Here is a 25,351-nt window from a genome sequence, read left to right as displayed (position 1 = left end):
CCGAGTGTCCGCGGACCCGCGCCGTCAAGCGGCGGCGGTGCTCTCGGCGTAGGCCGCGACCGCCGCGACGGGGTCTCAAGTCAGCGGTGCGATGGCGTTCATGGCCTGGTCCAGCAGTTCGCCGAGCGGCTGCTCGTTGCCCTCGGCGACCCATTGCGTCAGGGCGGAGTCGAGGCCGGCCAGAGCCGCTCCGGCGAGAGCGATGGCGGAGATGCGGGCGGGTCCCCGGCCGTTCTCGGCCAGGCGTTCTTGGAGGACGTCGGCGAGCGCGTCCCGCCAGAGCGCGTGCTTGTGCAGGTGCGTGGCATGCAGTGCGGGGGTGTTGAGGGTCATGCGGGTGATGTCCAGCGGCATCGGCCCGGTGCCCAGCTGCTGCACCAGGTCGTCGAAGCCGCGACGCAGGGCGAGCCATGCGGGCTCGTCGGCCGGACGGGCGGACAACGCGGCGGCGATTTGCCGGCCCATCGCCTCGTTCCACTGCCCGAGCACGTCCTCCTTGCCTGAGAAGTAGCGGTGGAAACTCCGGCGGGACAGCCCGGTCTCGACCGCGATCTGCTCGACCGTCGTCTCCTCGAAGCCCTGCTCCACGAACAGGCGCAGTGCCGCCTCCGCCAATTGGGCGCGTACGGCGTTGCGTGTGCGCTCGCGCAGATCGACCTTCGCCTCGTCCATGCCACCACGATACCCGCTCGACACGAAGAGTTGTTTAAAGCACAGCGAGCCTGAGTTGGCACAGTGAGACATGTATGGCGTAGGATGAACTCATTGATGGCGCCGCACGACCGCGACGCCGCCCCGATCCGGCCCCGTGCCGGACGAACGAGAGGACCCCAACGTTGAAGACGTGGTTCATCACCGGCGCTTCCCGCGGTTTCGGCCGCACCTGGACCGCCGCCGCCCTGGAACGCGGTGACCGGGTCGCCGCCACCGCACGCGATGCCAGTGCGCTCGACGACCTGGTCGACCGCTACGGCGAAGCCGTCCTCCCGATCCGGCTCGACGTCGACGACCGCGCCTCCGGCATCGCCGCCGTCGAAGCCGCGCACCGGCATTTCGGCCGACTCGACGTGGTGGTCAACAACGCCGGCTGGGGCCTCTTCGGCACCATCGAGGAGACCACCGAAGCAGAGGCCCGAGCCCAGATGGAGACCAACTTCTTCGGCGCCCTCTGGATCACCCAGGCCGCGATCCCCCTGCTGCGCGAGCAGGGCGCCGGCCACATCGTGCAGGTCTCCAGCATCGGCGGCGTGACCGCCTTCCCGGGTCTGGGCCTGTACAACGCCTCGAAATGGGGCCTCGAAGCCTTCACCGAGGCGCTGGCCGCAGAGGTCGCGCCCTTCGGCATCAAGGCCACGCTGATCGAACCGTCCGGTTTCGACACCGACTGGGCCGGCTCCTCGGCGCGTCGCTCCGAGCCGAACCCGCTATACCAGCCGCTGCGTGATGCGATGGCCGAGTGGGGTGCCGTCGCCAGCCCCACCGCGGAGGACAGCGTCGAGGCCGTGTTCGCGATCGTCGACGCCGAGGAGCCGCCGCTGCGGCTGATCCTCGCCTCGCAGGGCTTCGACATGGTCATCGCCGCCCATGGGCAGCGTCTCGCCACCTGGCGCGAATGGGAGAAGACCGCGCGCTCTGCCGACCCGAAGTAGTCGCCGAAGAGCGAGCAGCCACAACCGAAGCGGGCCAGGAGGTTTCCCTCTGGCCCGCTTGTCGTCTCCCGGCTTGAGGCCGCTGTTCGCCGCGTTCCTCGCTCTTGAGGGGGCCATCACCTGCTTCAAGAAACTCGCCAACTGAGACACGCTCTAAAAGTCCCAGTCGATCCGACCGTCGAGGACGACCCCACGACGACCGTGGCCGCCGCGTTCGACCTGTCCTATCAGGCGCTCGAACCCGAAGAGGAGCTGCTGTACCTCAAGCTCGCGTGCCTGCCGGGCACGGACTTCTCCAAGGGCCTCGCCTGCGCGCTCGTCACGTGGGAACCCGAAGCGGCCGAACGGCTCCTGGCGAACCTTGTGGCCGCGCACCGCATCGGCGAGTACCGGCCGGGCCGCTACCGGTTCCATGACCTGGTACGCGAATACGCCCGTCAAAAGGCCGAGGCGGCATTCGACCCGGCTGCACTGCAACAGCTCCGCGAGCAGACCGTCGCGTGGTCTTGATCATTGCGGTGAAGCCGCCGATGTCGACGACCCCGGTGCACACCTGCCCACGGCGCAGGCGCTTCAGGCCCTGCCCCTGCAACGCCGCAGCACGGGCACTCGCACTGAGCGGAGCCGCGCCAGCAGCCTGAGCGCCGAGCGTCGTCGCAAAGAAGTGATCGGTTGATCAGAAGTGGTGGTTGCGGCAATCCTCGTCGGCACATAAACTGATAATGTCATCAGTTATGCGGAGGTGATCAGAAATGGCTTCGATGCCGAAGACGGCGCACGAGGACCTGCACAGTGAGCAGGGCCCCCTACGAGAAGACCGCCCGGATCGGGCGAAGAACCCGACGATCAAGGTCGAGGACTTGGCATGGCTTGAGTTCGAGAAGCCCGACCTGGACGCGGCGGAGCGTTTCGCCCACGACTTCGGGCTCATCACGGCCTACCGTGACGACGCCGAGCTGCACCTGCGGGGCACGCTCGGCGGCTCGCAGTGCATGATCATCCGCAAAGGCCTCGCCTCGCGATTCCTCGGACCCGCGTTCCGCGCGGCGTCGACCGCCGACCTGCACCGGCTCGCGCGGGCGACCGGAGCGAGCGTCGAGGAGCGACTGGCTCCCGGCGGCGGCACGATGGTGCGGCTCGACGACCCGTCTGGCATGAGGCTCCAGGTAGTCGCCGAGGTCGAGCAACTCCCGGAGCTGCAGCACCGCGCGCCGCTGGAACTGAACTTCGGGCAGGTCAGGCGCGTCAACGCCCCCCAGCGGCCGACGCGCGAGCCCGCCTGGGTCGAGCGGCTCGGGCACGTCGTCCTCGAGACGCCGAAGTTCAACCGCACGCTGGACTGGTACCAGGAGCACCTGGGCCTCATCGTCTCGGACTTCCTCTTCTTCCCCGGCCAGCGCGACCGCGGCGCGACCATGGCGTTCATCCGTTGCGACCGCGGAGCGACACCGGCCGACCACCACACGCTCGCGATGCACCTGGGGCCGAGCCGACGCTACGTGCACTCGGCGTACCAAGTCGCCGACCTCGACGCCGTGGCGACCGGCGGCGAGTACCTCAAGGACCGCGGCTACAACCGGGCTTGGGGCATCGGCCGACACATCCAGGGCAGCCAGATCTTCGACTACTGGCGGGACCCGGACTCGGTGATGGTCGAGCACTTCGCCGACGGCGACATGTTCGACGACACCGTCGAGGTCGGCTGGACGCAGATGTCGGCCAGCGGCCTCGCACAGTGGGGACCCTCGGTCACCGCGAACTTTCTGGGGGCCAAGCCCTCCGCACACATGGTCCGCGACCTCGTCGCCGCACTGCGAGACGACGACAACGAATTCGATATCCGACGACTGGTCGGTCTGCTGAAGGTGGCCACACGATGAGCCTGAATCTGGTCCGATATGTCGAAGGCCGAGGCGCAGCATGGGGTGTCGTGAACGACGCGGACGTCCTGCCGTTGCCCGACGAATTCGCCACCACCGCCGAGGTGCTCGGCGAAGGCACCGAGCTCGCGCGCCGCCTGCTCGTGAATCCTGCAGCACACCGGGTGCCCCTGAGCGGATTGCGGCTGCTGCATCCGGTTCCCGATGCTCGCATCCTGTGCCAGGGCGCGAACTACCGCTCGCACATGGTCGAGTCCGGCATGGACCCCGAACGTGCCTTCAACATGCTGTTCACCAAGTCGACGGCGTCGCTGGCCGGACCGTACGCCGACATCGTCCGTCCCACGCATGTGCAGCTGCTCGACTACGAGGTCGAGCTCGGCATCGTCCTCGGCAAAGCGATCACCGGTCCCGTCACCGTGACCGACGAGGACCTGTCCGACTACATCGGGGCGTTCGTCGTCGCCAATGATGTCAGTGCCCGCGATATTCAACTGCCGCAAGGACAGTGGTACAAGGGAAAGAGCTATCGCGGGTTCTGCCCGGTCGGGCCGTACCTGTGCGTCCCCGATCCCGACGAGGTCGGCCGCTGGCGCGAGCTGCGCCTGACGCTGTCGGTGAACGGCGAGACCCGCCAGGACGCGCTCGCCGGGGACATGGCCTTCGGCCCGGCCGCGACCCTGACCGAGTGGTCCGGGCTCGAACGGCTCGACGTCGGCGACCTCCTGCTTACCGGGACGCCCGGCGGCGTCGCCCTCCAGCCTCCCGGCCGGCTCGTGCAGCGCATCAGCGCGCTCCTGCCCGAGGAGAAGCGGTGGGAGCTGTTCGTCAAAGGTCAGGCGAAGAGCGACGCCTACCTCAAGCCCGGCGACCACGTCGAGGCCGCCATCCGCACCGACGACGGCAAGCTGGACCTCGGCGTCCATCGGAACACGGTCAGGTGAGGACATGACCGAGTTCCGATACGTCCCGGCCGTGGTCGTCGGCGCCGGCCCGACCGGCGTCAGCGCCGCCATCGGGCTCGCCCAGCGCGGGATCGAATGCCTGGTCCTGGACCGCTGGCCCGAGGTCTACCCGCTGCCGCGGGCCGTCCACTTCGACGATGAGGTATTCCGCGCCCTCGCCGACCTCGGCGTCGGCGACCGAGTTCGGGAGATCTCCCGCCCGGCTCCCGGCATGCAACTGGTCGACGCGAAACTACGGCGGCTCGCCGAGTTCCCGCGTGACCGGCGCAGCATCGGCTACCCGCAGGCGAACATGTTCGACCAGCCCGACCTTGAACAGGTGCTGCGCGAGCGGCTGGCCGAGCTTCCCGAGGCGACGTTCCGCGGGGGCGTGGAAGTGACCGGCGTCGAGCAGGTCGCCGGGGGCCCGGCACCGACGCGAGTGCGCTTCCGCGAGGTCGACTCCGGCCGCGAATCGACGGTCTGGGCCGACGCGGTCCTCGGTTGCGACGGCGCGAACAGCCTCACCCGCGAGCGCCTCGGCATCGCCATGCAGGACCTCGGCTTCGAGCAGCGGTGGCTCGTGGTCGACGTCCAGGGATCTGAGCTCCCCGACGTGTACGACGGCGTCCAGCAGGTCTGCGACTCGGGTCGCGCGGCCACGTTCATGATGATCACGCCCGGCCGCTACCGGTGGGAGTTCCGGCTGCGCCGAGCCGAGCATCCCGACGAGATGACCGACGCGCAGATCATGGACCTGATCCGTCCCTGGCTCGGCGCCGTCGACCCGCAGGGGCTCCAGATCGTGCGCCGTACCTCGTACACCTTCCGGGGCGCCGTCGCCGAGCAGTGGCGCGACGGCCGGATCTTCCTGCTGGGGGACGCCGCGCATCTGACGCCGCCGTTCATCGGGCAGGGCATGTGCGCCGGCATTCGCGACGCGGCGAACCTGGTTTGGAAGCTCGCCCTGGTCCTGACCGGACGGGCGGACGACCGCCTGTTGGCGACCTACGAGACCGAGCGGCTCCCTTACGCTCGGCGTCTCATCCGGCTCGCCATCCTCATCGGATCGGTGATGACCGGCGGCACCGCCCTGACGAGCGGACTACGCCGGGCCGCGATCCGCGCGGGCTCCGGCCTGCCCGGAAGCGAGCAGCGCGTCGTGGACCTCGCCTGGCCGATCTTCCGGGCCGGTCCGCTCACCGCGCCCGACGACAGGCTCGCCGGGAGACCCTGCCCGCAACCGCGTGTGGCCACCGCCCGAGGCGAAATGCCGCTCGACGAGGCGCTCGGCGACGGATTCGCCATCGTCACCCGAGACCGCTCCGGCGTGTTCGACGCCTTCGAACCCGCCGTCCGCGACTACTTCGCCGCCCTCGGGACTACGACCCTGCACCTCGGCGACCCCGACATGGGAGGTGTCGTGGACCTCGACGGCGCACTCACGTCGCTGCTCGACCGAGCGGGCGCCGATGCCGTCCTCGTGCGACCGGATCGGGTGATCGCCGCAAGCTCGTGCCGAGCCGACATCCGCGCCTGGCGCCGCATGCTCGAGAACGCGGGCATCCGAGCCTCGAACGCGGAAGTTCACCAAGACCGATGCATGTATCAAGAAGCCAGTCCGAGCTGGTCAGCGACCATGCATGATCAGACCGGCCGGCTCCCAGCGAGCCGATGAACCGGTGCCGGCCATCCGGTCGGCACCACACCAGGAGGGAACACATCATGAGCGACACCGAACTGCAAGCGAAGTTCCAGAGCCTGCCCGCGGCGATCCGCGAGAAGGTCGAGACGGCCCTCTCCGACGCGAAGATCGAGCTGAAGGTCCGCGTCGGCCTGATGCTGGCCGATCCGAAGGAGAAGGCCGAGCACGAGGTCACGACCGCGGGCCGGGTCGGCGCCAAGAGCGGTGAGGTCTCCGAGTTGACGGTCATCATGCCGTTGAAGCCGAACGGCGCGGAGCGGCTGCGGAAGTTCTTCCGGCTGGTCGGCGGGAACCTCGCCGGGGCAGGCCAGGTCGGCACGCTGCACAACATGCGTTTCGTGTTCCTGGACAACGACACGAAGCTGCTGTTCGCCACGGCCTACGACGGTGAGTGGGACCCCTACATCGACGACTTCGCCACCGAGATCCCCGACATGATGAACTACCTGTTCAGCAATGTCGAGGGCTGGCCGGGCATCGCCTCGCCGGACGTGAAGGACTTCATCGCGAAGTACCAGATCCCGGCCGAGGCCTGGTTCGTCTCGCACCCGAACGTCACCGTCGCCGAGGCCAACCGGCTCACGCGCCAGGACGACAGAGTGCACTCGTTCCTCTCCGAGCTGAACTGACGAGGCAGCCATGAACATGGACCTCTTCCGGCGGATGCGCCGCAAGCCGACGTTGGACCTGGACGACATCCAGGCGACGGTGCTCCGGGCGCGGCCTGAGCCGTACTTCGGGACCCACGCGATCCTGGAGATCACCGACCCGGCCGCGGGCAAGGAGCTGCTGCGGCGGCTCGCGCCGCGGGTGACCTCGGCGGCCCGATGGGACGAGCCCCAGCCGTCATGGCTGGCGCTCGCCATCAGCTACCAGGGTCTCGTGGCTCTGGGTGTCCCGGAATCCTCGCTGGCCTCGTTTCCGGCGAACTTCCGGGCCGGCATGGCCGCAAGAGCCGAGCGGCTGCGCGACACCGGACCCAACGCACCCGAGCGCTGGGAGTTCCCGTTCGGGACCCCGCGAGTGCACATGGCCGTGACCGTCTTCGCCGAGAATGAGGCCGACTGGCAGTCAGAAGTGGCCGCCTATGAGCAGGAGCTCAGGGGCCTCGCGGGTGTCGACCTGTTGTCCCACCAGGACTTCGGGGCGGACGGGTTCAACGTGTTCGGGTATCGGGACGGCTTCAGCCAGCCGGTCGTCGAGGGCAGCGGCGCTGAGCCGCTGCCCGGCGACGGCCGCCCGATCAAGGCCGGTGAGTTCGTGCTCGGGTATCCCAGTGAGACCGGCAGCCCGCTGGCGATGCCCTCGCCCGACGTACTCGGGCGCAACGGCACCTATGTGGTCTTCCGCAAATACCACTCGCATGTCGACGCCTTCAACCGGTACCTGCACGACAACGGTCGAACCGAGGACGAGCGGGAGCTGCTGGCGGCCAAGCTTGTCGGGCGCTGGCGAAGCGGGGCACCGCTCGCGCTGGCACCCGACGGGGACGACCCGGCGATCGGGGCGGACCCGAAGCGGATCAACAACTTCGATTACTCGAAGGACCCGCGAGGGTTGCACACGCCGCTGGGATCGCACATTCGCCGGATGAACCCGCGCGACACCAAACTGGAAGTGCTCACCGACGTGAACATCCGCCGGGTCATACGGCGAAGCACTTCCTACGGCGGCCCGCTGCCGACCGACGTGCTCCGCGATGACGGGAAGGGCCGCGGCCTCGACTTCATCGCCCTCGGGGCCCGCGCGATCGACAACGTCGAGTTCCTGCAGAGCGAATGGGTCAACTCCGGCAACTTCGTCGGACTCGGCAAGGAGAAGGACCCGATGATCTCGTTGCAGGAGAAGAAGGGCGCGTACTTCACCGTGCCCGGGACGCCGCCACGCCGCGTGCACGGCATCCAGTCCTTCAACACACTGCTGGGCGGCGAGTACTTCTTCATGCCCAGCCGCTCCGCCATCGACTGGCTCAGTCGGTGACAGGGAAGCACTAGGGGAACCGACATGTCAATCAATTATGTCCGGTACCGACCGGACCTCGAACAGCCCTTCCCGAACGAGGAGGAGCTGACCCGCCAGGTGGTGCAGGCGATGCTGCACGCGAACCAGGCGGTCGCCGCCAAGCACCGGCACGGCCTGCGCGACGCGCACGCCAAGAGCCACGGCGTCCTCAAAGGCGAGCTGCGCGTGCTGCCGAATCTGCCCGAGCATCTCGCGCAGGGCTTGTTCGCCGAGGAGCGCACCTACCCGGTGATCCTGCGGCTCTCGACGGCCCCAGGGGACCTGCGATCCGACCAGGTGCCGGTGCAGCGCGGCTTCGCGGTCAAGGTGATCGGGGCTCCCGGCCCCCGCGCGGTCGACGACGGCTTCACGACTCAGGACTTCCTGCTGGTCAACCATCCGACGCTGCCGTTCGGGAACATCGCTGAATACGCGAAACTACAGGGCCTGCTGGAGAAGCAGCCGGGGCAGAGCGACCAGACGCTCCAACGCGCGGGCTTCGCGGCTCGCACCGCGGCGAAAGTGCTGGAAGCGGCGCACCGGCCGCTGCCGCCCGCGGTCGAGACGCTCGCCGCAGCCAACAACCACATCCTGGGCGAGACCTTCCACTCGATGGCCGCGGTGCGCTACGGCGACTACGTCGCCAAGATCTCTGCAGCGCCGAAGTCATCGAACGTCAAGGCGCTCACCGGGAAGAAGATCGAAAAGCGCGACGGTGAGTCGGCGCTGCGCCGCCTGGTCGCCGACTTCTTCGGCAAGCAGGACGCCGAGTACGAGCTGCGGGCGCAGCTGTGCACCGACGTCGAGAAGATGCCGATCGAGGACGCATCGAAGCTGTGGCCCGAGGAGCTCTCGCCTCACCAGCCGATCGCGGCGCTCTCCTTCCCTGCGCAGGAACCGTACAGCGACGAGCGCCGACGCTACGCCGACGACGTGCTCTCGTTCAATCCGTGGCACGCGCTGGAAGCGCACCGGCCGCTCGGCTCGATCATGCGATCGCGCCGCAAGGCGTATCCGCGATCGAGCGACTTCCGGCACGGATACAACGGGATCAACGAGCAAGAGCCGTCCAGCCTGGACGAATTGCCCGACTGATGGCACGCGGCAGGGGAGATCGTAGAAAATCCATCAGTACTGATGTCGACTACGATCTCCCCATGACCCAGCCCAGAACCGCGAACCGCCTCGACCGACGCAAGGCCCGCACGCGCGCCGCCCTCGTAGCGGCGGCCAGGGCGCTGCTCACCTCGCGGGATCCCGCCGACGTCAGCATCCAGGAGATCACCGACGCCGCCGACGTCGGCTTCGGGTCGTTCTACAACCACTTCGCCTCGAAGCAGGAGCTGTTCGAAGCGGCTGTCACGGAGGTCATCGAGGAGCACGGTGCGATGCTCGACGAGATCACCGCCGCGCTCAGCGACCCGGCCGAAGTCTTCGCGGCCTCGGTGCGGATGACTGCGCGCTTCCCGAAGACGCACCCGGAGATGGCCAAGATCATCGAACGGGTCGGCCAGAGCTTCCTCACCGCCCCGATCGGGCTCGCGCCGAGGGCGCTCCGCGACCTCCAGCTCGCAAGGGACGCCCAGAGATTCACCTTCGGTGATCCGGACGTGGCCCTGGCCTGCATCGGCGGTGCAGTGCTCGGAGTGGTCCATCTCGGGCTGTCCCACTCCGAACCGACCGCGATCGACAACGCCGCCGATGAGTTGGCCGTCAACCTCCTGCGAATGATGGGACTCGGCGGCGACGAGGCACGGGCGATCGCAGAGCGTCCGCTCCCCGAACCTCGCTGATCTCCAGCTGCCTCACCTGCGGTTTCACCCATGCATCAAAGATGCCTTGACACTTTGCGCCAATTAACTGATAATATCATCAGTAACGCTGATATTATCAGTTCAAGGGTGGCCGGCAACGCCGCCGCCACCCGGAAGGCGGTCACCATGACGACGCTCTCGACAGCACCGACGACGGTTTCAGTCGGTGCACGATTCCTCGCCACCTGCGCGCGGTTCGGCACGACCGAGGCATTCCGCCATCCCGGAACCGACGGCGGATGGACATCCCTGTCCTGGAACGACCTCTCCTCCCGCGCCCAGGTGCTGGCGGCCGGCCTCCTCGCGCTCGGCGTCGGCCGCGGCGACCGTGTCGCCATTGCCGCCTCGACCCGAATCGAATGGGTGCTGGCCGATCTCGCGGTCACCCTCGCGGGCGCGGCCACAACGACGGTCTACCCGAACACCAACGCTGAAGACGTCGCCTACATCCTCGGCGACTGCGGCGCCGTCGCCGTCTTCGCCGAGGACGCCGACCAAGTCGCCAAACTCCGCGCAGACGGCCACTGGATCGGCGCGATCCGCTCCGTCGTGACCTTCGACCACGTCGAGGACCAGAGCGCCATCGGTTGGGACGACCTCGTCGCGATCGGCCGCGAGCGCCTGCGCACCGATCCCTCATCCGTCCGCGAAGCCGCGGCCTCCGTCGGCGCTGACGACCTGGCGACCATCATCTACACCTCCGGAACGACCGGCCGACCCAAGGGCGTCGAGCTCACCAATGCCAATTGGCGGTACCTCGTCGAGGCGGTCGCCTCCCAGGACGTCCTTCGGCCCGAGCACCTCCAACTCCTGTGGCTGCCGCTGTCGCATGTGTTCGGCAAGATGCTGCTCGCGATCCAGTACGAGATCGGATTCAGCACCGTGATCGACGGGCGGGTCGACCGGATCGTCGACACCCTCGCCGCCGTCAGGCCCACCATGATGGCGGCCGCCCCGCGCATCTTCGAGAAGATCCACGGCAAGGTCCAATCCGTGGCCACCACGCAAGGCGGGATTCGCGCCTGGGTCTTCCGATGGGCTTTCCGCATCGGCATCGACGCCATGCGCCGACTCCAGGACGGGCGAGGCGTGTCAATTGGGCGCCGAGCCGCGCTGGCAGTCGCCGACCGCCTCGTCTTCCGCGCGATCCGCAGCCGACTCGGCGGCCGTCTCGAGGTCCTCGTCTGCGGCAGCGCAGCGCTCGCGACGCCGATAGCCGAGTGGTTCGCCGCTGCGGGGCTACCGCTCCTGGAGGGATACGGCCTGACCGAGGCCACTTGCGTCTCTTTTGTGAATCGGCCGAACCGACACCGCATCGGCACCGTCGGGCAAGCGCTCCCCGGTACCGAAGTCCGCATCGCCGACGACGGCGAGATCCTGCTGCGCGGACCCGGCGTCATGCGCGGCTACCACCAGCTTCCCGAGGCCACCGCCGAGGTCATCGACAGTGACGGCTGGTTCGCCACCGGCGATGTCGGAGAGATCGACGCCGACGGCTACCTGCGGATCACCGACCGCAAGAAGGACCTCGCGAAGACCAGCGGCGGCAAGTACATCGCCCCGACCGTGATCGAGTCTGCACTGAAAGCCGCCTGCCCGCAGATCGGCACCGCGGTCGTCATCGCCGAGGGCCGCAAGTTCGCGAGCCTGCTCGTCTCGCCCGAACCTGACACGACCGCGGGCATGCCGCCCGATGCCGTAGAGGCCGCAGTGACGCGAGCCGTCGCCGAGGTCAACGCCGGGCTCAACCGGTGGGAGACGATCAAGCAGTTCCGCCTGCTGCCGCGAGACCTCAGTGTCGAGGCCGGCGAGATCACTCCGAGCCTCAAAGTCAAACGGGCGGTGGTCGCCGAGCACTTCGCCGACCTCATCCAATCCATGTACCAGGAGCACCAATCGTGACCATCGCGCTCGCCATCGTCCTGATCGCCATGTTCGGCGTCCTCGGAGCAGCGAAGTTGGCCGCCGTCCCCGCCATGCGCGACGCCGCCGCGCACCTGGGACTGACCGTCGGGCATTACCGCGTCCTCGGCGCCCTCGAAATCGCCGCGGTCGCTGGGGTGGCGATCGGCTTCGTGGTTCCCGTGCTCGGTATTGCCGCCGCCTGCGGCCTCGTCCTGCTCATGCTCGGCGCCGCCGGCTTCCACGCGGTCCACCAGGACGGCGTGCTTCGTGTGGTGATCCCGCTCCTCGTGGCCGCAGTCGCGGCCGCATACGCAGCGGCACTCATCTGAGCCTCAGTCGCTTGGCTCGTCGGCCCCAGTACTTCGGTGACGGCCCGGTACATGCGGTGGTCGGGAGGCTTGGGCGCCGACTCAGCTACCCATAGGCGACGCCGAGAAGGCTCCCGTCCGTGGCGACGGCTTCGAGACCGCGCAGTCCCGGCTGCTCCAGATGGGGTGGTGCGAGGAGCGGCAGCGGAGGGGGCGAGCCATTCGACGCTGGGGCCTGTTCGCTTTCCGGTCAGGTCCGGCGCAGGCGCCTCGCCCAGACTGCGGCGAGCAGGCCCGCGGCAATGAGGGCGGCGCCTGTTCCCAGGGCAAGCGGTTCAGTGCCCGTAGACGGGAGCATTGCACTGGATTCGCAGCGGGGTGCGGGACCGGGGTCCGGGCCCGGCTCGTTCCCGCTGCCGTCGCCGTCGCCGTCGCCGTTGCCGTTGCCGTTGCCGTTCCCATCGCCATCGCCATCGCCGTCGCCGTTCCCATCGCCGTCGCCGTCGCCATCGCCGTCGCCATCGCCATCGCCATCGCCGTTCCCGTCGCCGTTCCCGTTCCCATCGCCGCTGTCGTTCCCGTCGCCATTGCCGTTCCCGTTGCCGCCGTCGCATTCGGGTTCGGGTTCGGTGGTGACGGTGACCGTGGCGGTCGCGGAGTCGATGGTGCCATCGCTGCCAGTGGCGGTGGCGTTGTTGGTGACCGAGCCGCGTTCACCGTCGGCCTCGGTGACCGTGTAGGTGCCGGTGCAGGTGGTGGCGTCGCCGGGTTCACCCGCGCGGGCAAGGGTTGTGGATTCGCACGAGACGTCGTCGATCAGGTCATCGTCGATGACGAGGTCGGTGACGGGGACGCCGGTGGTGTTGGTGACGGTGTACGTGTAATCGATGGTGTCGCCGGGCCGGTAGGTGCGGGTGTCGTCGGCGGTCTTGGTCAGCTCCAGCAGCGGCAAGGGCCGCTCGGAGGAGACGGTGAGGCCGCCTACGAGGTGGACGTCGGTGAACTGCCCGGTGGAGGCCGCGAACCCGAACTTGTAGGTGTCGGGGACCGGTTCGGGCGCGGGGAAGTCGAGGACCTCGACCGGACCGGCCTCGGTGAGGAAGTCGATGAGGACGGTGACCCGCGGCGAAGGCGCCGGGCTGATCCGGACGGTGACAGTGCGCTTCGACGGATTGATGAGCGCCGCGGCCTCCTCGGGGCTCGCGCCGGGTGGCACCGATGTTGTGGAGCCTTGGAGGTCGCCGGGCAGGGTCGTGTTCCACGGGCCGGTGGTCGTAAAGTTGTCGCTGGTCGCTGTGAGGAAGCAGTATCCGGTGGTGCCGTCGCCGGGGCCGCGGACGGTCACCATGTTCTCGCCGGGCGCAGGCACGTAGAACGCGGTGCCGGACGGTGACGTGTCGGTGCAGCCGTCGCCGCGGCGCTCCCAGTCTCCGAAGAAGTTCCCGAGGACGTCAAGGCCGATGCCGAGGTAGCCGCCGTCGACGCCGGGAATGAATGGCGGGTCCGGCGTGAACCCGGGCTCCTTCTGCGCGTAGCCGAGGCTGCCGCCGAACGCGCCGGGCGACGAGAGGCCGCCCGAGCCGTCGACGAGGAAGAACGAGATGCCGTCGGCCGGCGTCGCGGGCGTGGTCGAACCGTACTGGTACTGGTCGAAGACCACTTCAAGGCCCTCGTCGGCGGGCAGGGCCTGGTCGAACAGGACGGCACCGGCCTGGTCGGTAGCGGCGTCGGTGAGCTCCAGGAACCCGTACGGGTCACCTCCGGCGGGCGGAACGGGACCGGTGCGGTCGTCGGCGCAGCCGCGCAGCTGGTGCAGGCCGTCGCTGACACTGGTGACCGCGGGCGCGCCGGTGAGGCACGCGGAGCCGTAGCCGTTGAAACGCGGGTCGGCGGCCGCGCCGGTGAACGGTTCTGCGACCAAGAGCGTCCCGCCGTCGGCAGCCTGCGCGACGCTCGGAGCCGCGAGTGGTCCGAAAAGGAGCACGGGCGCGGCGCAGATCCCGAGGGCCATGGAAGCCGCGCACCGCGCGGCCCGGCTGACATGCAGCATGGGGCCGACTCTAGCCATCCAGAGCTCCGGAACGGGGAGAACACTCGAAAGCCACGTCCGAAAAGGAGTGTAGGTCGGAAGCAGAGGTGGCGATGACGGAATCATGATGGGCGTTCATGCCATCAGTCGGTTATGAGAGGTGGCCCTGCGTCTCATCAGCGTCGGGGCCACGTCAACGAGGTCCTCAAGTCGATACTCCAACCGCGTGCGGAGGCACGCGTTGGGAACTGGAAACACCGCACCATGTCATCCGGCGCCGCCCGGTGCCTCCGGATCAGAATCGTCGTGGCGGTGCCATTCGAACAGCCGATCCACGATCCTGGCCACCGCTCACCTCCCCCTCTCGGCGTGGCATGGCGGGCACACAAGAACGATGGCCAGCCGCGTTGGACGCGGATGTTGTCGAGCGCAGCAAGGGCGGTCTCATCGGCGTTGTCGAGGGTGTGGAGGTACTTCTCGGTGGTGACGATGCTGGCGTGGCTCAAGCGCTCCTTGACGACGATGAGGTCCGCGCCGCCGTTCAGCAGCCAGGAGGCATGGGCGTGGCGGAGCAGGTGCATCCGGATGTCGATGCGGAGGCCGGCGATTTTCAATGCGGGCTTGATGATCTGGTCTCGGAACCAGCGGCCGGGGACTTGCCCGTCGGTGTCTCATCCCTTTGGAGGCCGAGGCTGGTCTTTGCCGCGGGCGCGGCGCTGCACACCTGCGACGACTCTCTTTCAGTCTCCTTGCCACGCGGCCCAGAGTCTGGCGTAGGCCCCGCCAGCTTCCAGCAGCTCGGCGTGCGTACCCTCCTCAGCGATCCGGCCGTTCTTGACAACTGCGATCCGGTCGGCCGAACTCGCGGCTTGGAGCCTATGTGCGATGGCGATCACGGTTCGGCCCGCGAGCGCCGCCGCGAGGGCGACCTCCACATTGTTCGCGCTGGCCGGGTCTATCCCGGCCGTCGCCTCGTCGAGGATCACGACGTCGGGGTCGGCGACCACCACGCGGGCGAGCGCGATCTGCTGTGCCTCGGCGGTGCCGAGCTTCCGGTGCTCGTCGCCGAGCATCGTGTCGAGTCCTTCGGCGAGGGCCCAGCCGGCGTCCACGCGTCGGAGCGCGTCCAGCAGCGTCGCGTCGTCGGCGTCGGGGGCGGCCAGGATCAGGTTGTCACGCAGCGTCGCGGTGAATACGTGGTGCTCCTGGGTCACCAGTACGACGTGGCGGCGGAGCTCCTCGACCCCGATGTCGCACATCGGGACGCCGCCGAGTGTCGCGGACCCGGTCCGCGGCCGGTCGATGCCTGCGAGCAGTCGCGCGATAGTCGACTTCCCGGCTCCTGAAGGTCCGACCACCATGAGCCGCTCCCCGGCCTTGGGGTGCAGGCTCAGCCCGTGCAGGACGTCGGGACCGTCGCCGTAGCCGAAGGTGACCGCGTTCAGGCTCAGGCCCGATCCTTCCGGCCGATCTCGGCGTGGCTCAACTGGGATCATGTTGACTCCTTCGATGCGCGCGAGCGCGGCAGAGCCTTGCTGGAATCCGTTCAGCTGCGCCATGACAACGTTGGTGGGGTTGGCGATGCGCACGGTCACGGTGATGGCCGCGACTGCCGCGCCGAGGCTCATTGCGCCTTCGAAGGACCACCATCCGGCGGCCGCGATCACGAGGACCAACTGGATGCGATTGAGCCACAGCAGGAGCAGGAAGAACTCGTTCTGAAGTCGCAACACTCGCATGAACCACCCGTACATGGTCTCGGCGTGCGCGTATCCGGTCGTGCGCCGCTCCTCCTGGAGTGCGAGGGCGGCGACGGTCCTTGCTCCTGCACCGGAGGCGGTGAGCGTCTCGGCCGCCTCGCTCATTGCCGCGCGTTCACCCCGAAACGTGGCCCCGGCCCGGCGCAGATAGCGACGCGCCGCCAGCAGCAACAGTGGCAATGTCAGCAGCGAGCACAGGCCGAGCAGCGGGTCGATCACGAACGTGGCGGCGTAGAGGACGAGCACTTCGATGAGCGCGGTGGCGATCGTCGGACCACTGTCTCGAAGCAGGTCGGCGACAGTGTTGACATCCGTGGAGGTGCGGGTGCCGAGGTCTCCGTGCCCGGCCCGCTCTACCCGGTCGAGCGGCAGTGACAGAACTCGCTTCACGACCGACTCACGCAGCCGGGCCGCGGCCCGTTCTCCGAACCGGTAACCCGCGCGCCGGCCTAGGCGGCTGAGGACGAACTGGACCGCGACGCACACCACGATGAGGGCGCACACCAGGTTGATGCGCTCGACGTCCCAGCCTGCACCGATCCCGTCGACGACCCGGCCGAGGAAAATGGGCACTGCGACGCCGCACCCGGCCGCCAGCGTGTACAGAACGAGGACCTGGACGGCCCTGCCCTTGTCGGCGGCGAACAGCCGTATGAAGGCCCGTCGCACCTCGGTGGGGCCAGCGACCGGGAGTCGTGCGTCGGTCGCTGTGTCGGTGGCGCTCATATGGCACCCCTTTCCCGACCCGGTCCTCGTCGGCGAGGTTCGCAGGTCATCGATCGGCACTGTGGGTAGCGAGAATCCGATAGGCGGGGAGGTCGAGGAGTTCGGCGTGCGACCCGGTCGCGTGGACCTTGCCTTCGACCATCCACACCACGTGGTCGGCGTGTGCCAGCCACAGCGGTGAATTGGTCACGACCAGTGTGGACACCAGCGTGCGCGTGATGGCCACCCTCTCAGCGATGAGCGATTCGGTGTGCGAGTCCACCGCCGAGGTCGGCTCGACGGCCAGCAGCGTCTCCGGCGCTGCCGCGAGCGCCCTTGCCAGGAGCAGTCGCTGCCGCTGCCCGCCTGAGAGGTTCCGCCCGCCTTCAGTGATACGGGCTTCGAGCGTGCCGCCGAGCCCTGTGTACACGTCAGCCGCGCAAGCGGTCTCGATCGCCGCGAGGGCCGCGCTCGGTTCCACCCGCAGTGTCTCGCCGAGCGTCGCAGCGAACAGGCGGTCCTCGTCGGTCAGCAACATGATCCGCTCACGCACTTCTTCTAGCGCATACGCGTCCAACAATGTCGTGCCCCAAACCGCCTCGGAGTCGCGGTAGCGGGCCAGGCGCTCGCACGCTGCCAGCGCCGGGGCGGTCGCGTCGGCGACCACCACAGTGAGGCCGCCGGCCGGCACGGTCAGATCAGTGTCGGGGTCGTATAGGTCGCCTCCCGGGCCGCAAACGGTTCCGGTATCCCCGATATCGGGCTCGATGGCCAGGAATCGAGTGATGCGCTCGGCGGCCACTAGAGAGGTCAGGAGAAAGCTCGCGGCGCCGATGAGGCCCCCTGATACGGCGATGAAAAAGGTCGCGAAACTGAACGCCGAGGCCAGACCGCCGATGGTGATGGCGCCGTTCGCGGCCAGGAGCGCGCCGGTCCAGGTGATCGCGGCGACGAACAGGATCGGCATCGAGTACTGGAGCGCGTGAATCCACGAGGTCGAGTTCGCCACCAGGAAACCGGTGCGCTGCAGGGCCGCCGACCGCTCCCGATACCGTGCCGCGAACAAGAAGTCGCCGCCGATGCCGCGCAGGACCCGCAGGCCGCCGACGATGTCGGCAGCCTGTGCGGTGAGGTCGCCGACCTGCGCCCGGTAGTCGGTCCGGCGCCGCTGGAGCCGCCTCAGGATTGGACCGGTGGCGGCGGAGGTGAAGACGCTTCCGGTGACAATCACCGCGCCCAACAGCGGGTGGATCGACCACACCAGGATCGAGCCGACCGCGAACATCGCGAAACTGTTGAAGAACAACCCGATCTCCGAGATCGCACCGGCCGCTCTCCGGGTGTCCTCGCCGACGAGGTTCACCAGCTCTCCGGTCGACACGCGGCCGCGCACTCCCGTTCCGGCGGTGTTGAGGTGGTCGGTGAGTCGCCGGAGCACCGTCCGCTGGGTTGCGGCCTCTGCACCCACGAAACGTCGGAATCCCGCTGACCAGAAGAGCGGCTGGACGAGTACGGCGAGGAGCATGAGCGCCATCCAGGAGATGAAGTTCCTGGCATCGCCCGCGACGATCCCCTCGTCGATGATCCGGCCGAGTATCCACAACTGCAACATCGAGGTCGCACCCGCGAGGAGGTAGGACACTATGCCGATCGTCATGCTTCCGGCGTGGGGCCGCGCGAGGCCGGCAACGAAGCGCCAAGCGGCGCGTGGAGATGCGGGGAGCATGGGTCCGAAGCTTATCGAGCACTCGGCGCCCCGGGCAACGCTCCGCAGGTTGATGGAACCACCGCTGACCTCTGCTTTTGCCGGCACAGCGAGCGCTTGTCCGGATCGAAGTGCACACCGGCGGGACACCGGCGGGACACCGGCAGTTTATCGGCGACTCACGACAGTTGATTGAGGACTATATTTCAATTTTATCCATTGAGGATCGATCTGAATCGAGACTCGCGGAGGCGCTGAGCGACCGCATAGCCGCTGTTCGGAACGGAATCGGGTCCTTTCCGGCGGCTTCGGTCGCAGGCGGTTTCATTTCGGCGTCACTGGCGCCGACGCTCATCACCGCTGTACAAGGCCGCCGATCGACACCCTTGACGGTGACTCGGCGCAGTTGCCAGAATCCAACCGACGCTCGCAATTGCACGCTATTGCGAAGTGCGGGCGTCGGGTCGGGCTGTAAGTCCTCGCTCTGCCCTCGAAGCACACATCTGGAAGAAAAGGAGATGCGCAGATGAGCAATCTGGCCTACAAGGTCCACCCTGTCGAGCAGGCGGAGCTGGTCAACACCGTGGCGACGGCGATGGACGCGCTGATCGGCCGACTCAGCTACGACGAGTCGTTCAAGGCGGCGCTCGCCAATAATCCGAAGGAGACCCTCCAGGCAACTGGGATCGTGCTGCAGAAGGAGGCCCTGGAGGCCTACATCCGCAGCCAGCCCGAGCGGTTCGAGCAGGCGTCGGAAGCGCTGTTCTCGCGCGTCGACTCGGACTTCCTGATGAGTCTTTCGGCTCCTTCCTGCGACGACCCCAAGTAGGACGGTCATGCCGGCTGCGAGGTTCGACGACCGGGGCCATCGCACCCCGGCGCCGTTCGGCGTAGACGGCATTCACGTCAAGTGTCTGGGGCGGCGTTCGAACAGGCCCGCCCCAGACATCCCTTCCTTAGGAGTGAACATGGCCCGCGTTGCCCTGGTGAACCTGGCGAGTCTCAAGATGCCGGGAAATCAGCCCATCTTTCCTTTGGGGATCGAGCGAATCCGGCAGGTATTGCAGTCGGAGGGGCACGACGTCGAGATCATCGACTTCTGTCAACGCCCCGATCTCCAAGCCGATCACGGGTGGATCCGGGAGGGCTGGGACGTAGTCGGCTTGACGATCCGGAACATCGACCCGATCGACATCGCATGTGAGAGCCACGTCCCCCATTACCTCCAGTACACCGCGGACCTCCAGGCCGCGGCCGGTGACGTCGACATCCTCTGGGTGGGCGGAGGGCCCGGGTTCAGCCTCTTCGCCGCCGAGCTCACTGAGGCCATGGGACTGTCGATAGGCGTCGTCGGCCCCGGGGAGTCGCTCATGTCCCAGATCTGCGCTGATTTCGAGGCGTACTCGGGATTGCCGTCTCGCGTGTTGACCGGCGTTCCGGACCCGAGTTTCGAGACGCGTGTCATGCGGTACTCGCCGGAGCTCATGAAGGTCTACACCCTCAGGGACCCTTCGGCGATGATCGGGGTGGAGACCCGCCGCAAGAGCTGCTACCAAGGCTGCACCTACTGCCCATATGCCCACATCACCCAGGACGAGGGTGGGACGTGCAGGGCGATCCCCTCGCTGATCGAGGAGATCCGCGGCATCTACGACGCGGGCTTCCGAAGGATCTTCTTCACCGACGGAATCTTCAACGCCGAGCTCCGGTTCGCGAAGCAGGTGGTCGCAGCCGTCAAGGCCGAGGCGCTCCCGGGGCTGGAGTGGTCCGCATACTTCACCCCCAAGCCGTTCGATGACGAGTTCGCCGAGCTGCTGTCGGGCAGTGGGAACGACTCGGTGATCGTGTCGCCAGACTCCCTCGATCCGGAGATGATGAACGAGATCGGGAAGTCCTTCGATGTGCGCCACGTGCGTCGTTTCCTCGACTCATGCCGTTCCCATTCGCTCAAACCGCGCGTCAGCGTGGTCATCGGGGGCCCCTTCGAGTCGGAGCAGACCGTCGCGAGCACGATGGCATTCGTCAACGAGCACCTGCGCGACAACGAGCTGACACTGAATGTCGGTTACCGGGTCCTGCCGGAAACCGCTATGAGCCGGCAGACCGGAGCGACCACCGCGGAGCTGCTGGAGCCAACCTTCATGGAGTTGGATCCGCGAGTATTCCAATGGATCTTCGACCATCTCGACTCGCGGTTCCTCACGACCGACCTGATGCTGAACATGGCGGCGGCCAAACACGGCCTGAAACAGCGGAGCACGATCAAGCCGAAGTTCTCCGTCGCCCGGAAGCAGCAGCTCCGAGTCACGGTGGCCTGATGGTAGAAATTCGCATCCTGAGCGCCGACGACAGCGCCACCGCGGTCGTCCACGACCGGCTCACTCCCCGATACGACGTCCTGGAGGAAACGCGCCGCCCCGACGACTTCCTGTGGGCCGTCATCGCCGACGGCGAGTCGGTCGTCGCAGCGCACCGCGCACTGATCGGGCACGGCCGTCTCTACCTCCGGGGCGTCTTCACCTTCCAGAACACTGGTTTCGCGACCGCGTACACGCTCGCGCGGTACCTCCTCGGTGAGGCGCGACGGCGCGGGATCCACCGATCGCACCTCTGGGTAGAGACCGCGGGGCGCGAACGCAGCATCGCCGAACTGCTCGGCGCGAGGACCGATCCGACACCCCTGCACCGCTTCCGCGTCCCCGCCTCGCCTAAGGCGGCGAGCGGACCACGGGGCATCTCCGGGACGCTCGACCTCCCCGGAGCGCCGCTGCTCGACTGGCTCGCGGACCGATCGACGACGATTCTCTTCGGACCTAGCGGTCCTGACGGCCGCCCCGGCCCTGTCCCCTTCGGCGAGGCGATCGATCTGCCCTGGGACGAACTCGTCGCGACGCCGTTCATCGAGCTGCCCGTGCCCGCCAGCGACATCCCGGCCACCCTCGATCTCCTCACTCGCGGAGCGAGGCGCATGAGCCGCTACGCGGTCCTCCACGGCGATGTCGCACCGGGCGCGCCATGACCGGAGTCCTCGCCCTCCACGGCGCCGGCAGCTCCGCCGAGCGCTTCCGAGACCGGCTGCGCCACATCGCATCCGACGAGTCTTCGTGGCGCGTGCCGACCGCCGACAAGCGCCCCGACCCGTCGGACAAGATCCACTACGCCGGGCTCGGCGCCGCCGCGTACCGCCTACCCTGCTGGGACATCGACGCGCTGGCGCAGACCGGCCGCGGCAGCGTCGTCCTCGGGTTCTCCATGGGCGCGATCACCGCGATGCGAGTCCTCCAGGCCTCCCCGGCAAGCACTCGGGCGGTCGTCTGCATCGCCGGATGCCACAGCATGATGCAGCTGCTCGGAGAGCCCTACAGCGCGCCGAGTGCATTCAAAGGCGCCGTGCTCTTCATCCACGGGACAGCCGACAAGAAGATCCCCCCGGCGCTCTCGAACGAATGCGCGACAGCGCTCGAACAGGCGGGCGCGTCGGTCGATTACTGGACTGTGCCCGGCGCCGGGCACAGCTTCGGGCAGCTCGGCCTAGCCGATCCCAGCCCGATCGCTTACCGACTACGTCAATGGATCGAGGACCACACATGAACCCCGAGACCACCGCGGTCGCGGCGCGGACCGGCACCCCGGCACCGCGGCGGCTGTCCCGTGAGGACCTGCTGGCGGCGCTGCGCGCCCGCGGCCCGGAGCAGCGGGCGCTGCACGCAGCCGCACTGGACATGAAGAAGCAGGTGTTCGGAGACGACGTCGTGCTCCGAGGTGTGATCGAGATCGGCAACGTGTGCCGGGTGAACTGCACCTACTGCCCGATGCGCCGCGACAACAACCGCGCCAACTCGAGCTTCTTCATGTCGGTCTCCGACATCCTCGAGCGCGCCGGGCACATCAAGGACGCCGGGATCGATGTGATCCTGCTTCAGGCGGGGGAGACCCCCAAAGCCGCTGCCATCGCACTCGACGCGCTCCCTCAGATCGTCGCGCTCTTCCACGGCTCCGTCGAAGTGATCCTCAATCTCGGCTCGCTTGGGAACGAACGCTACCGGCGCCTCCGCGACGCCGGCGCGATGACCTACATCCTCAAGCATGAGACCAGCTCCGACCTCCTGCATGCCGAGACCAGGTTCGAAAAGCTGTCGCAACGCATGCAGGAGTGGTACGTCGCCAGAGACGCCGGCTTCCGTATGGGCACAGGCATCATCTCGGGGCTGCCAGGGCAGGATTACGAATCCCTCGCCGACGAACTCGTGTTCCTGCGATCGATGGACCCCGACATGATCAGCGTGAGCCCGTTCGTCCCGGCCCCGGACACCCCGATGGCCGACGTTCCGCCCGGGAACGTCGACGACGCGCTGAACTTCCTGGCGCTCACCAGACTCGAACACCCTCGCGCGCTGATCCCGTCGGTGAGCGCCATGGAGAAGAACTCCAGCGGAGGCCAAGGGGCCGGCATCGCCGCGGGAGGCAACGTGATGACGATCAATTTCACCGGCGACCACCAGGGCGAATACCTGATCTACGGCAAGCAGCGGTTCGTAGTCAAGACCGAGCACGTGAGCCGCGTCCTCGCCCTCAACGGGGCCAGGCGCGCCGGCTCGGTCTGGATCTGAACACCGACCCGCCTGCCGACTCGCGCCGCCAGCCCCACCCGGGCCCCACGAGGCCCGGCGATCGCACTCGAGGAGCACCGTTGACGACACCGAATCTGCTCGCCGGACTCTCGAGCTCACACGCTCGAGTCAACGGCCGCAACGTCCCCGACCTGACCGCCGACTTCCGTCGCAGTCCGGCGCTGTGCGAACCCGGCGACCTGCGAGGCCGGGTCGTCGCCATCGAAGAGCCGGACGCCGCATCGATCATCGGCATGATGTCGGCAGTGTGGGAGCGCGGCGCCGTGCCGCTGCTGGCGGGCGCATCTGGACACGAGACCCCTTGGCACAGCAACACTCCGGGGAGTCAGCTCGTCCCCGATGCGGTTTCCTCCGAATGGGATCTTCCACCCGCCTGCGCACTGGTGCAGGCCACCTCGGGATCGAGCGGCACACCACAGCTGGCAATGCGTTCACATGAATCCTTCTATTGGGAGTCGTTCGCCTACACGGCGGCTTGGGGCCCCGGTTCCCACCCGCTCGTGCACTGCGTCCGCCTCGAGCACTCGCTCGGCATCGGCATCACTCTCAGTGCGCTGCTCGCAGGCCGGGACGTGTTCCACGAGCCCCCGATCCGAGCGGACCGACTGTCGGGCTTCGATGACCGCATCGGAGTACTCGCGGGTACGCCCGCCACGCTGCGCATCCTCAACGCGGCGCTCTCGGCCCGGGAACTCCGAGTGGACACCGTCTTCTGCGGAGCCGGCAACCTCGACCCCAAGCTCCGAAGCATGCTCGAGCAGCGCTGGGGAACCGAGATCGTTCTCGGATTCGGCTCGACCGAAACCGGCGGCGCCCTCGCAGGAACCCGTGGCATCGGCGCTCCCGCACTGGGCGCCGAATTGTCAGAGGTGCCGCCGACCGGGGCTGAGCCCTTCCAATTGAAGGTGCGGTTTCCGCACGAAGTGCTCGGATACGTCGGGAAGTCCGGCAGCACGCATCTCTGGGAGTTCCCCGACCTGGTGCGCCGCGGTGACGACGGCCAGCTGGAACACGTCGCACGCATCACCCGAACGATGCGCACCCGGGACCGGACGCAGGCGCTTGCGCATCTCGCTGAAACGCTGAAATCGATGGACCGCGACTGGCGGCTTCTCGAACCGAGTGGCGATGACACCTGGGCTCCGTGCCTGCTCCTCGAAGGTGAGCCCCTGTCTAAGACCGATGTGGATCGGATCCAGGACACAGGCGGCCCGGCCATCAGCGGCACGGCGATCCGCTCGATGCTCCGCTTCCCGCGCAACGAAGTGGGAAAGGTCGAGCTGGCGAAGCTCCTTTCCGCGAACAACGACCCGCACCTTCCCAGCACACTCGAAAGGCGGTAAGCGCTTGAACGGTATCGAATACGAAGAGTTTCTAGCGTTCATGCAGCACAGCCTCGCAACAGAGAAGCCCGAGCTCGCTGACATGTCCGTCGTCGAATTCGCACGCTGCTCCCTCCAAGACGCGGGCGTCGACTCCCTAGCCCTGACTGAACTGGTGATCAAGGTGAACTCCCGCTGGAGCAACGAATTCAGCGACCAGTTCCTCGCCTCGCCTCAGATCGACATCCCGGGGCACTGGTGGGACCAGGTTTCGAGAAGCACGCAGGGAATCGAGAAAGGTCAACGATGAGAAGGCAGATCACATCGGTCGGCGACCGGTTCGTCGTCTTCGACGGCTTCTTCGACGACGACGAATTCCGGCTCGCCCAGGAATGGGCGGCATCCACTACCGTCGAAATGCGCGACTCGGTGATCGGCGCGTCCGACGGCAAGGCCTGGCGTAGCTCCACAGTCGGTTTCTCCACCGACGCCACCGATATACCGGCGCATCTCCGGACTGTGGTCCAGGCGTTCGCGATGCCGGAGGTCCCTTGGGCGGCCGAAGCGAGCAGCACGGTCACGGGCGCGGTTTGGCGTTATCCGCGAGGCTCCGCCCTCGGTTGGCACAACGACGCGGGCGGCGGACGGATCGGCGAGTTCGTGTGCTTCCTGCACACCGAGTGGGGCGCCGACTGGGGCGGCGAACTGGTGGTCCTCGACAAGGCCGCCGACCAGGACGACCGGACCGGTCCCGACCGGAGGCTGTCGATCGCCGAGTTCGTCGGCGAGAGCCGCAGCACGATGACGCTCATCGCGCCACTGCCGAACCGGGTCGTGTTCCTCAAGGCCGGCACGGCCCACACGATCAAGCGGGTGGAGGACCAGTGGAAAGCAGAGCCTCGGCTGACCTTCACCGGATTCGTCACGAACAAACAGCAGTCGAACCAGGGACGCGCGCGCCGGCTGCTGCAGGCGCTGGTTTCGGAAGGATGA

Annotated in this window: 24 protein-coding genes; 19 read left to right on the top strand and 5 right to left on the bottom strand. The window is 67.7% G+C overall.

Going from position 1 to position 25,351, the window contains the following annotated elements:
- Window positions 1–75 precede the first annotated feature (75 nt).
- Window positions 76–672, bottom strand: coding sequence for a TetR/AcrR family transcriptional regulator (locus O2L01_RS13795; protein ID WP_270122525.1), 597 nt, complete (start codon window positions 670–672; stop codon window positions 76–78).
- 164 nt (window positions 673–836) lie between these two features.
- On the opposite strand from O2L01_RS13795, the gene O2L01_RS13790 reads away from it, so the two are divergent.
- From O2L01_RS13790 to O2L01_RS13740, 11 genes are all read left to right on the top strand, one after another.
- Complete coding sequence (locus O2L01_RS13790) at window positions 837–1,649, top strand: SDR family NAD(P)-dependent oxidoreductase (protein ID WP_270122524.1); 813 nt, start codon at window positions 837–839, stop codon at window positions 1,647–1,649.
- A gap of 201 nt (window positions 1,650–1,850) precedes the next feature.
- The gene (locus O2L01_RS13785; protein ID WP_270122523.1) at window positions 1,851–2,159 is read left to right on the top strand and encodes a hypothetical protein; all 309 of its coding nucleotides are present in this window, start codon (window positions 1,851–1,853) and stop codon (window positions 2,157–2,159) included.
- A 242-nt stretch (window positions 2,160–2,401) separates the two neighbouring features.
- Window positions 2,402–3,529 carry a VOC family protein gene (locus tag O2L01_RS13780; RefSeq protein WP_270122522.1) on the top strand — a complete coding sequence of 376 codons (1,128 nt, stop codon included), beginning with the start codon at window positions 2,402–2,404 and terminating at the stop codon, window positions 3,527–3,529.
- Between the two features lie 50 nt (window positions 3,530–3,579).
- Window positions 3,580–4,473 carry a fumarylacetoacetate hydrolase family protein gene (locus O2L01_RS13775; protein ID WP_270122521.1) on the top strand — a complete coding sequence of 298 codons (894 nt, stop codon included), beginning with the start codon at window positions 3,580–3,582 and terminating at the stop codon, window positions 4,471–4,473.
- 4 nt (window positions 4,474–4,477) lie between these two features.
- Entirely contained in the window at window positions 4,478–6,151 is a 1,674-nt protein-coding gene (gene mhpA / locus O2L01_RS13770; protein ID WP_270122520.1) for a bifunctional 3-(3-hydroxy-phenyl)propionate/3-hydroxycinnamic acid hydroxylase MhpA, read from the top strand.
- Between the two features lie 47 nt (window positions 6,152–6,198).
- A complete protein-coding gene (locus O2L01_RS13765) occupies window positions 6,199–6,807 on the top strand; it encodes a hypothetical protein (protein WP_270122519.1) in 609 nt (202 codons plus the stop codon).
- Between the two features lie 10 nt (window positions 6,808–6,817).
- Window positions 6,818–8,158 carry a Dyp-type peroxidase gene (locus O2L01_RS13760; protein ID WP_270122518.1) on the top strand — a complete coding sequence of 447 codons (1,341 nt, stop codon included), beginning with the start codon at window positions 6,818–6,820 and terminating at the stop codon, window positions 8,156–8,158.
- 24 nt (window positions 8,159–8,182) lie between these two features.
- Entirely contained in the window at window positions 8,183–9,274 is a 1,092-nt protein-coding gene (locus O2L01_RS13755) for a catalase family protein (protein WP_270122517.1), read from the top strand.
- 62 nt (window positions 9,275–9,336) lie between these two features.
- Window positions 9,337–9,972 carry a TetR/AcrR family transcriptional regulator gene (locus tag O2L01_RS13750; RefSeq protein WP_270122516.1) on the top strand — a complete coding sequence of 212 codons (636 nt, stop codon included), beginning with the start codon at window positions 9,337–9,339 and terminating at the stop codon, window positions 9,970–9,972.
- Between the two features lie 147 nt (window positions 9,973–10,119).
- Window positions 10,120–11,895: an AMP-dependent synthetase/ligase gene (locus tag O2L01_RS13745; protein ID WP_270122515.1), complete on the top strand. Its 1,776-nt coding sequence runs from the start codon at window positions 10,120–10,122 to the stop codon at window positions 11,893–11,895.
- Window positions 11,892–12,227: a DoxX family protein gene (locus O2L01_RS13740; protein ID WP_270122514.1), complete on the top strand. Its 336-nt coding sequence runs from the start codon at window positions 11,892–11,894 to the stop codon at window positions 12,225–12,227. The genes O2L01_RS13745 and O2L01_RS13740 overlap by 4 nt, the downstream gene beginning before the upstream one ends.
- A gap of 229 nt (window positions 12,228–12,456) precedes the next feature.
- On the opposite strand, the gene O2L01_RS13735 is transcribed toward O2L01_RS13740, so the two are convergent.
- From O2L01_RS13735 to O2L01_RS13720, 4 genes are all read right to left on the bottom strand, one after another.
- Window positions 12,457–14,256 carry a DUF7507 domain-containing protein gene (locus O2L01_RS13735; protein ID WP_270122513.1) on the bottom strand — a complete coding sequence of 600 codons (1,800 nt, stop codon included), beginning with the start codon at window positions 14,254–14,256 and terminating at the stop codon, window positions 12,457–12,459.
- Window positions 14,257–14,411: 155 nt separating this feature from the next.
- Window positions 14,412–14,861 carry a tyrosine-type recombinase/integrase gene (locus O2L01_RS13730; RefSeq protein WP_270122561.1) on the bottom strand — a complete coding sequence of 150 codons (450 nt, stop codon included), beginning with the start codon at window positions 14,859–14,861 and terminating at the stop codon, window positions 14,412–14,414.
- A 114-nt stretch (window positions 14,862–14,975) separates the two neighbouring features.
- On the bottom strand, window positions 14,976–16,721 hold the full coding sequence (locus tag O2L01_RS13725) for an ABC transporter ATP-binding protein (RefSeq protein ID WP_270122512.1): 1,746 nt from the start codon (window positions 16,719–16,721) through the stop codon (window positions 14,976–14,978).
- A gap of 46 nt (window positions 16,722–16,767) precedes the next feature.
- Window positions 16,768–18,342 carry an ABC transporter ATP-binding protein gene (locus tag O2L01_RS13720; protein WP_333490290.1) on the bottom strand — a complete coding sequence of 525 codons (1,575 nt, stop codon included), beginning with the start codon at window positions 18,340–18,342 and terminating at the stop codon, window positions 16,768–16,770.
- 589 nt (window positions 18,343–18,931) lie between these two features.
- Between O2L01_RS13720 and O2L01_RS13715 the strand changes: the two genes are divergently transcribed.
- The 8 genes from O2L01_RS13715 (at window position 18,932) to O2L01_RS13680 (ending at window position 25,351) form a co-directional block, all read left to right on the top strand.
- Window positions 18,932–19,234 (top strand): Os1348 family NHLP clan protein, encoded by a 303-nt coding sequence (locus tag O2L01_RS13715; RefSeq protein ID WP_270122511.1) that lies wholly within the window; start codon window positions 18,932–18,934, stop codon window positions 19,232–19,234.
- Between the two features lie 7 nt (window positions 19,235–19,241).
- Window positions 19,242–20,723 (top strand): B12-binding domain-containing radical SAM protein, encoded by a 1,482-nt coding sequence (locus O2L01_RS13710; protein WP_270122510.1) that lies wholly within the window; start codon window positions 19,242–19,244, stop codon window positions 20,721–20,723.
- Window positions 20,723–21,424, top strand: a complete 702-nt coding sequence (locus O2L01_RS13705) for a hypothetical protein (protein WP_270122509.1) — start codon at window positions 20,723–20,725, stop codon at window positions 21,422–21,424. Before O2L01_RS13710 ends, O2L01_RS13705 begins: the two co-directional genes overlap by 1 nt.
- A complete protein-coding gene (locus tag O2L01_RS13700; RefSeq protein WP_270122508.1) occupies window positions 21,421–21,996 on the top strand; it encodes an alpha/beta hydrolase in 576 nt (191 codons plus the stop codon). The genes O2L01_RS13705 and O2L01_RS13700 overlap by 4 nt, the downstream gene beginning before the upstream one ends.
- The gene (locus O2L01_RS13695; RefSeq protein WP_270122507.1) at window positions 21,993–23,015 is read left to right on the top strand and encodes a biotin synthase BioB; all 1,023 of its coding nucleotides are present in this window, start codon (window positions 21,993–21,995) and stop codon (window positions 23,013–23,015) included. Before O2L01_RS13700 ends, O2L01_RS13695 begins: the two co-directional genes overlap by 4 nt.
- An 80-nt stretch (window positions 23,016–23,095) precedes the next feature.
- Window positions 23,096–24,379, top strand: coding sequence for an AMP-binding protein (locus tag O2L01_RS13690; RefSeq protein ID WP_270122506.1), 1,284 nt, complete (start codon window positions 23,096–23,098; stop codon window positions 24,377–24,379).
- A 4-nt stretch (window positions 24,380–24,383) separates the two neighbouring features.
- Window positions 24,384–24,668 (top strand): hypothetical protein, encoded by a 285-nt coding sequence (locus O2L01_RS13685; RefSeq protein ID WP_270122505.1) that lies wholly within the window; start codon window positions 24,384–24,386, stop codon window positions 24,666–24,668.
- Window positions 24,665–25,351 carry a 2OG-Fe(II) oxygenase gene (locus tag O2L01_RS13680; protein ID WP_270122503.1) on the top strand — a complete coding sequence of 229 codons (687 nt, stop codon included), beginning with the start codon at window positions 24,665–24,667 and terminating at the stop codon, window positions 25,349–25,351. The genes O2L01_RS13685 and O2L01_RS13680 overlap by 4 nt, the downstream gene beginning before the upstream one ends.

This window comes from Glycomyces lechevalierae, from assembly GCF_027622945.1.
GTDB lineage: Bacteria > Actinomycetota > Actinomycetes > Mycobacteriales > Micromonosporaceae > Glycomyces > Glycomyces rutgersensis.
Note: the sequence above shows the minus strand (reverse complement) of the source record. Positions and strands in the feature narration are given on the sequence as shown.

Bases quoted from the DNA above. Each gene is read 5' to 3' on its own strand.
- O2L01_RS13795 (WP_270122525.1), bottom strand. From the start codon at position 672: ATGGACGAGGCGAAGGTCGATCTGCGCGAGCGCACACGCAACGCCGTA.
- O2L01_RS13780 (WP_270122522.1), top strand. From the start codon at position 2,402: ATGGCTTCGATGCCGAAGACGGCGCACGAGGACCTGCACAGTGAGCAG.
- mhpA (WP_270122520.1), top strand. From the start codon at position 4,478: ATGACCGAGTTCCGATACGTCCCGGCCGTGGTCGTCGGCGCCGGCCCG.
- O2L01_RS13765 (WP_270122519.1), top strand. From the start codon at position 6,199: ATGAGCGACACCGAACTGCAAGCGAAGTTCCAGAGCCTGCCCGCGGCG.
- O2L01_RS13760 (WP_270122518.1), top strand. From the start codon at position 6,818: ATGAACATGGACCTCTTCCGGCGGATGCGCCGCAAGCCGACGTTGGAC.
- O2L01_RS13755 (WP_270122517.1), top strand. From the start codon at position 8,183: ATGTCAATCAATTATGTCCGGTACCGACCGGACCTCGAACAGCCCTTC.
- O2L01_RS13750 (WP_270122516.1), top strand. From the start codon at position 9,337: ATGACCCAGCCCAGAACCGCGAACCGCCTCGACCGACGCAAGGCCCGC.
- O2L01_RS13745 (WP_270122515.1), top strand. From the start codon at position 10,120: ATGACGACGCTCTCGACAGCACCGACGACGGTTTCAGTCGGTGCACGA.
- O2L01_RS13735 (WP_270122513.1), bottom strand. From the start codon at position 14,256: ATGCTGCATGTCAGCCGGGCCGCGCGGTGCGCGGCTTCCATGGCCCTC.
- O2L01_RS13725 (WP_270122512.1), bottom strand. From the start codon at position 16,721: ATGAGCGCCACCGACACAGCGACCGACGCACGACTCCCGGTCGCTGGC.
- O2L01_RS13715 (WP_270122511.1), top strand. From the start codon at position 18,932: ATGAGCAATCTGGCCTACAAGGTCCACCCTGTCGAGCAGGCGGAGCTG.
- O2L01_RS13710 (WP_270122510.1), top strand. From the start codon at position 19,242: ATGCCGGCTGCGAGGTTCGACGACCGGGGCCATCGCACCCCGGCGCCG.
- O2L01_RS13705 (WP_270122509.1), top strand. From the start codon at position 20,723: ATGGTAGAAATTCGCATCCTGAGCGCCGACGACAGCGCCACCGCGGTC.
- O2L01_RS13700 (WP_270122508.1), top strand. From the start codon at position 21,421: ATGACCGGAGTCCTCGCCCTCCACGGCGCCGGCAGCTCCGCCGAGCGC.
- O2L01_RS13695 (WP_270122507.1), top strand. From the start codon at position 21,993: ATGAACCCCGAGACCACCGCGGTCGCGGCGCGGACCGGCACCCCGGCA.
- O2L01_RS13680 (WP_270122503.1), top strand. From the start codon at position 24,665: ATGAGAAGGCAGATCACATCGGTCGGCGACCGGTTCGTCGTCTTCGAC.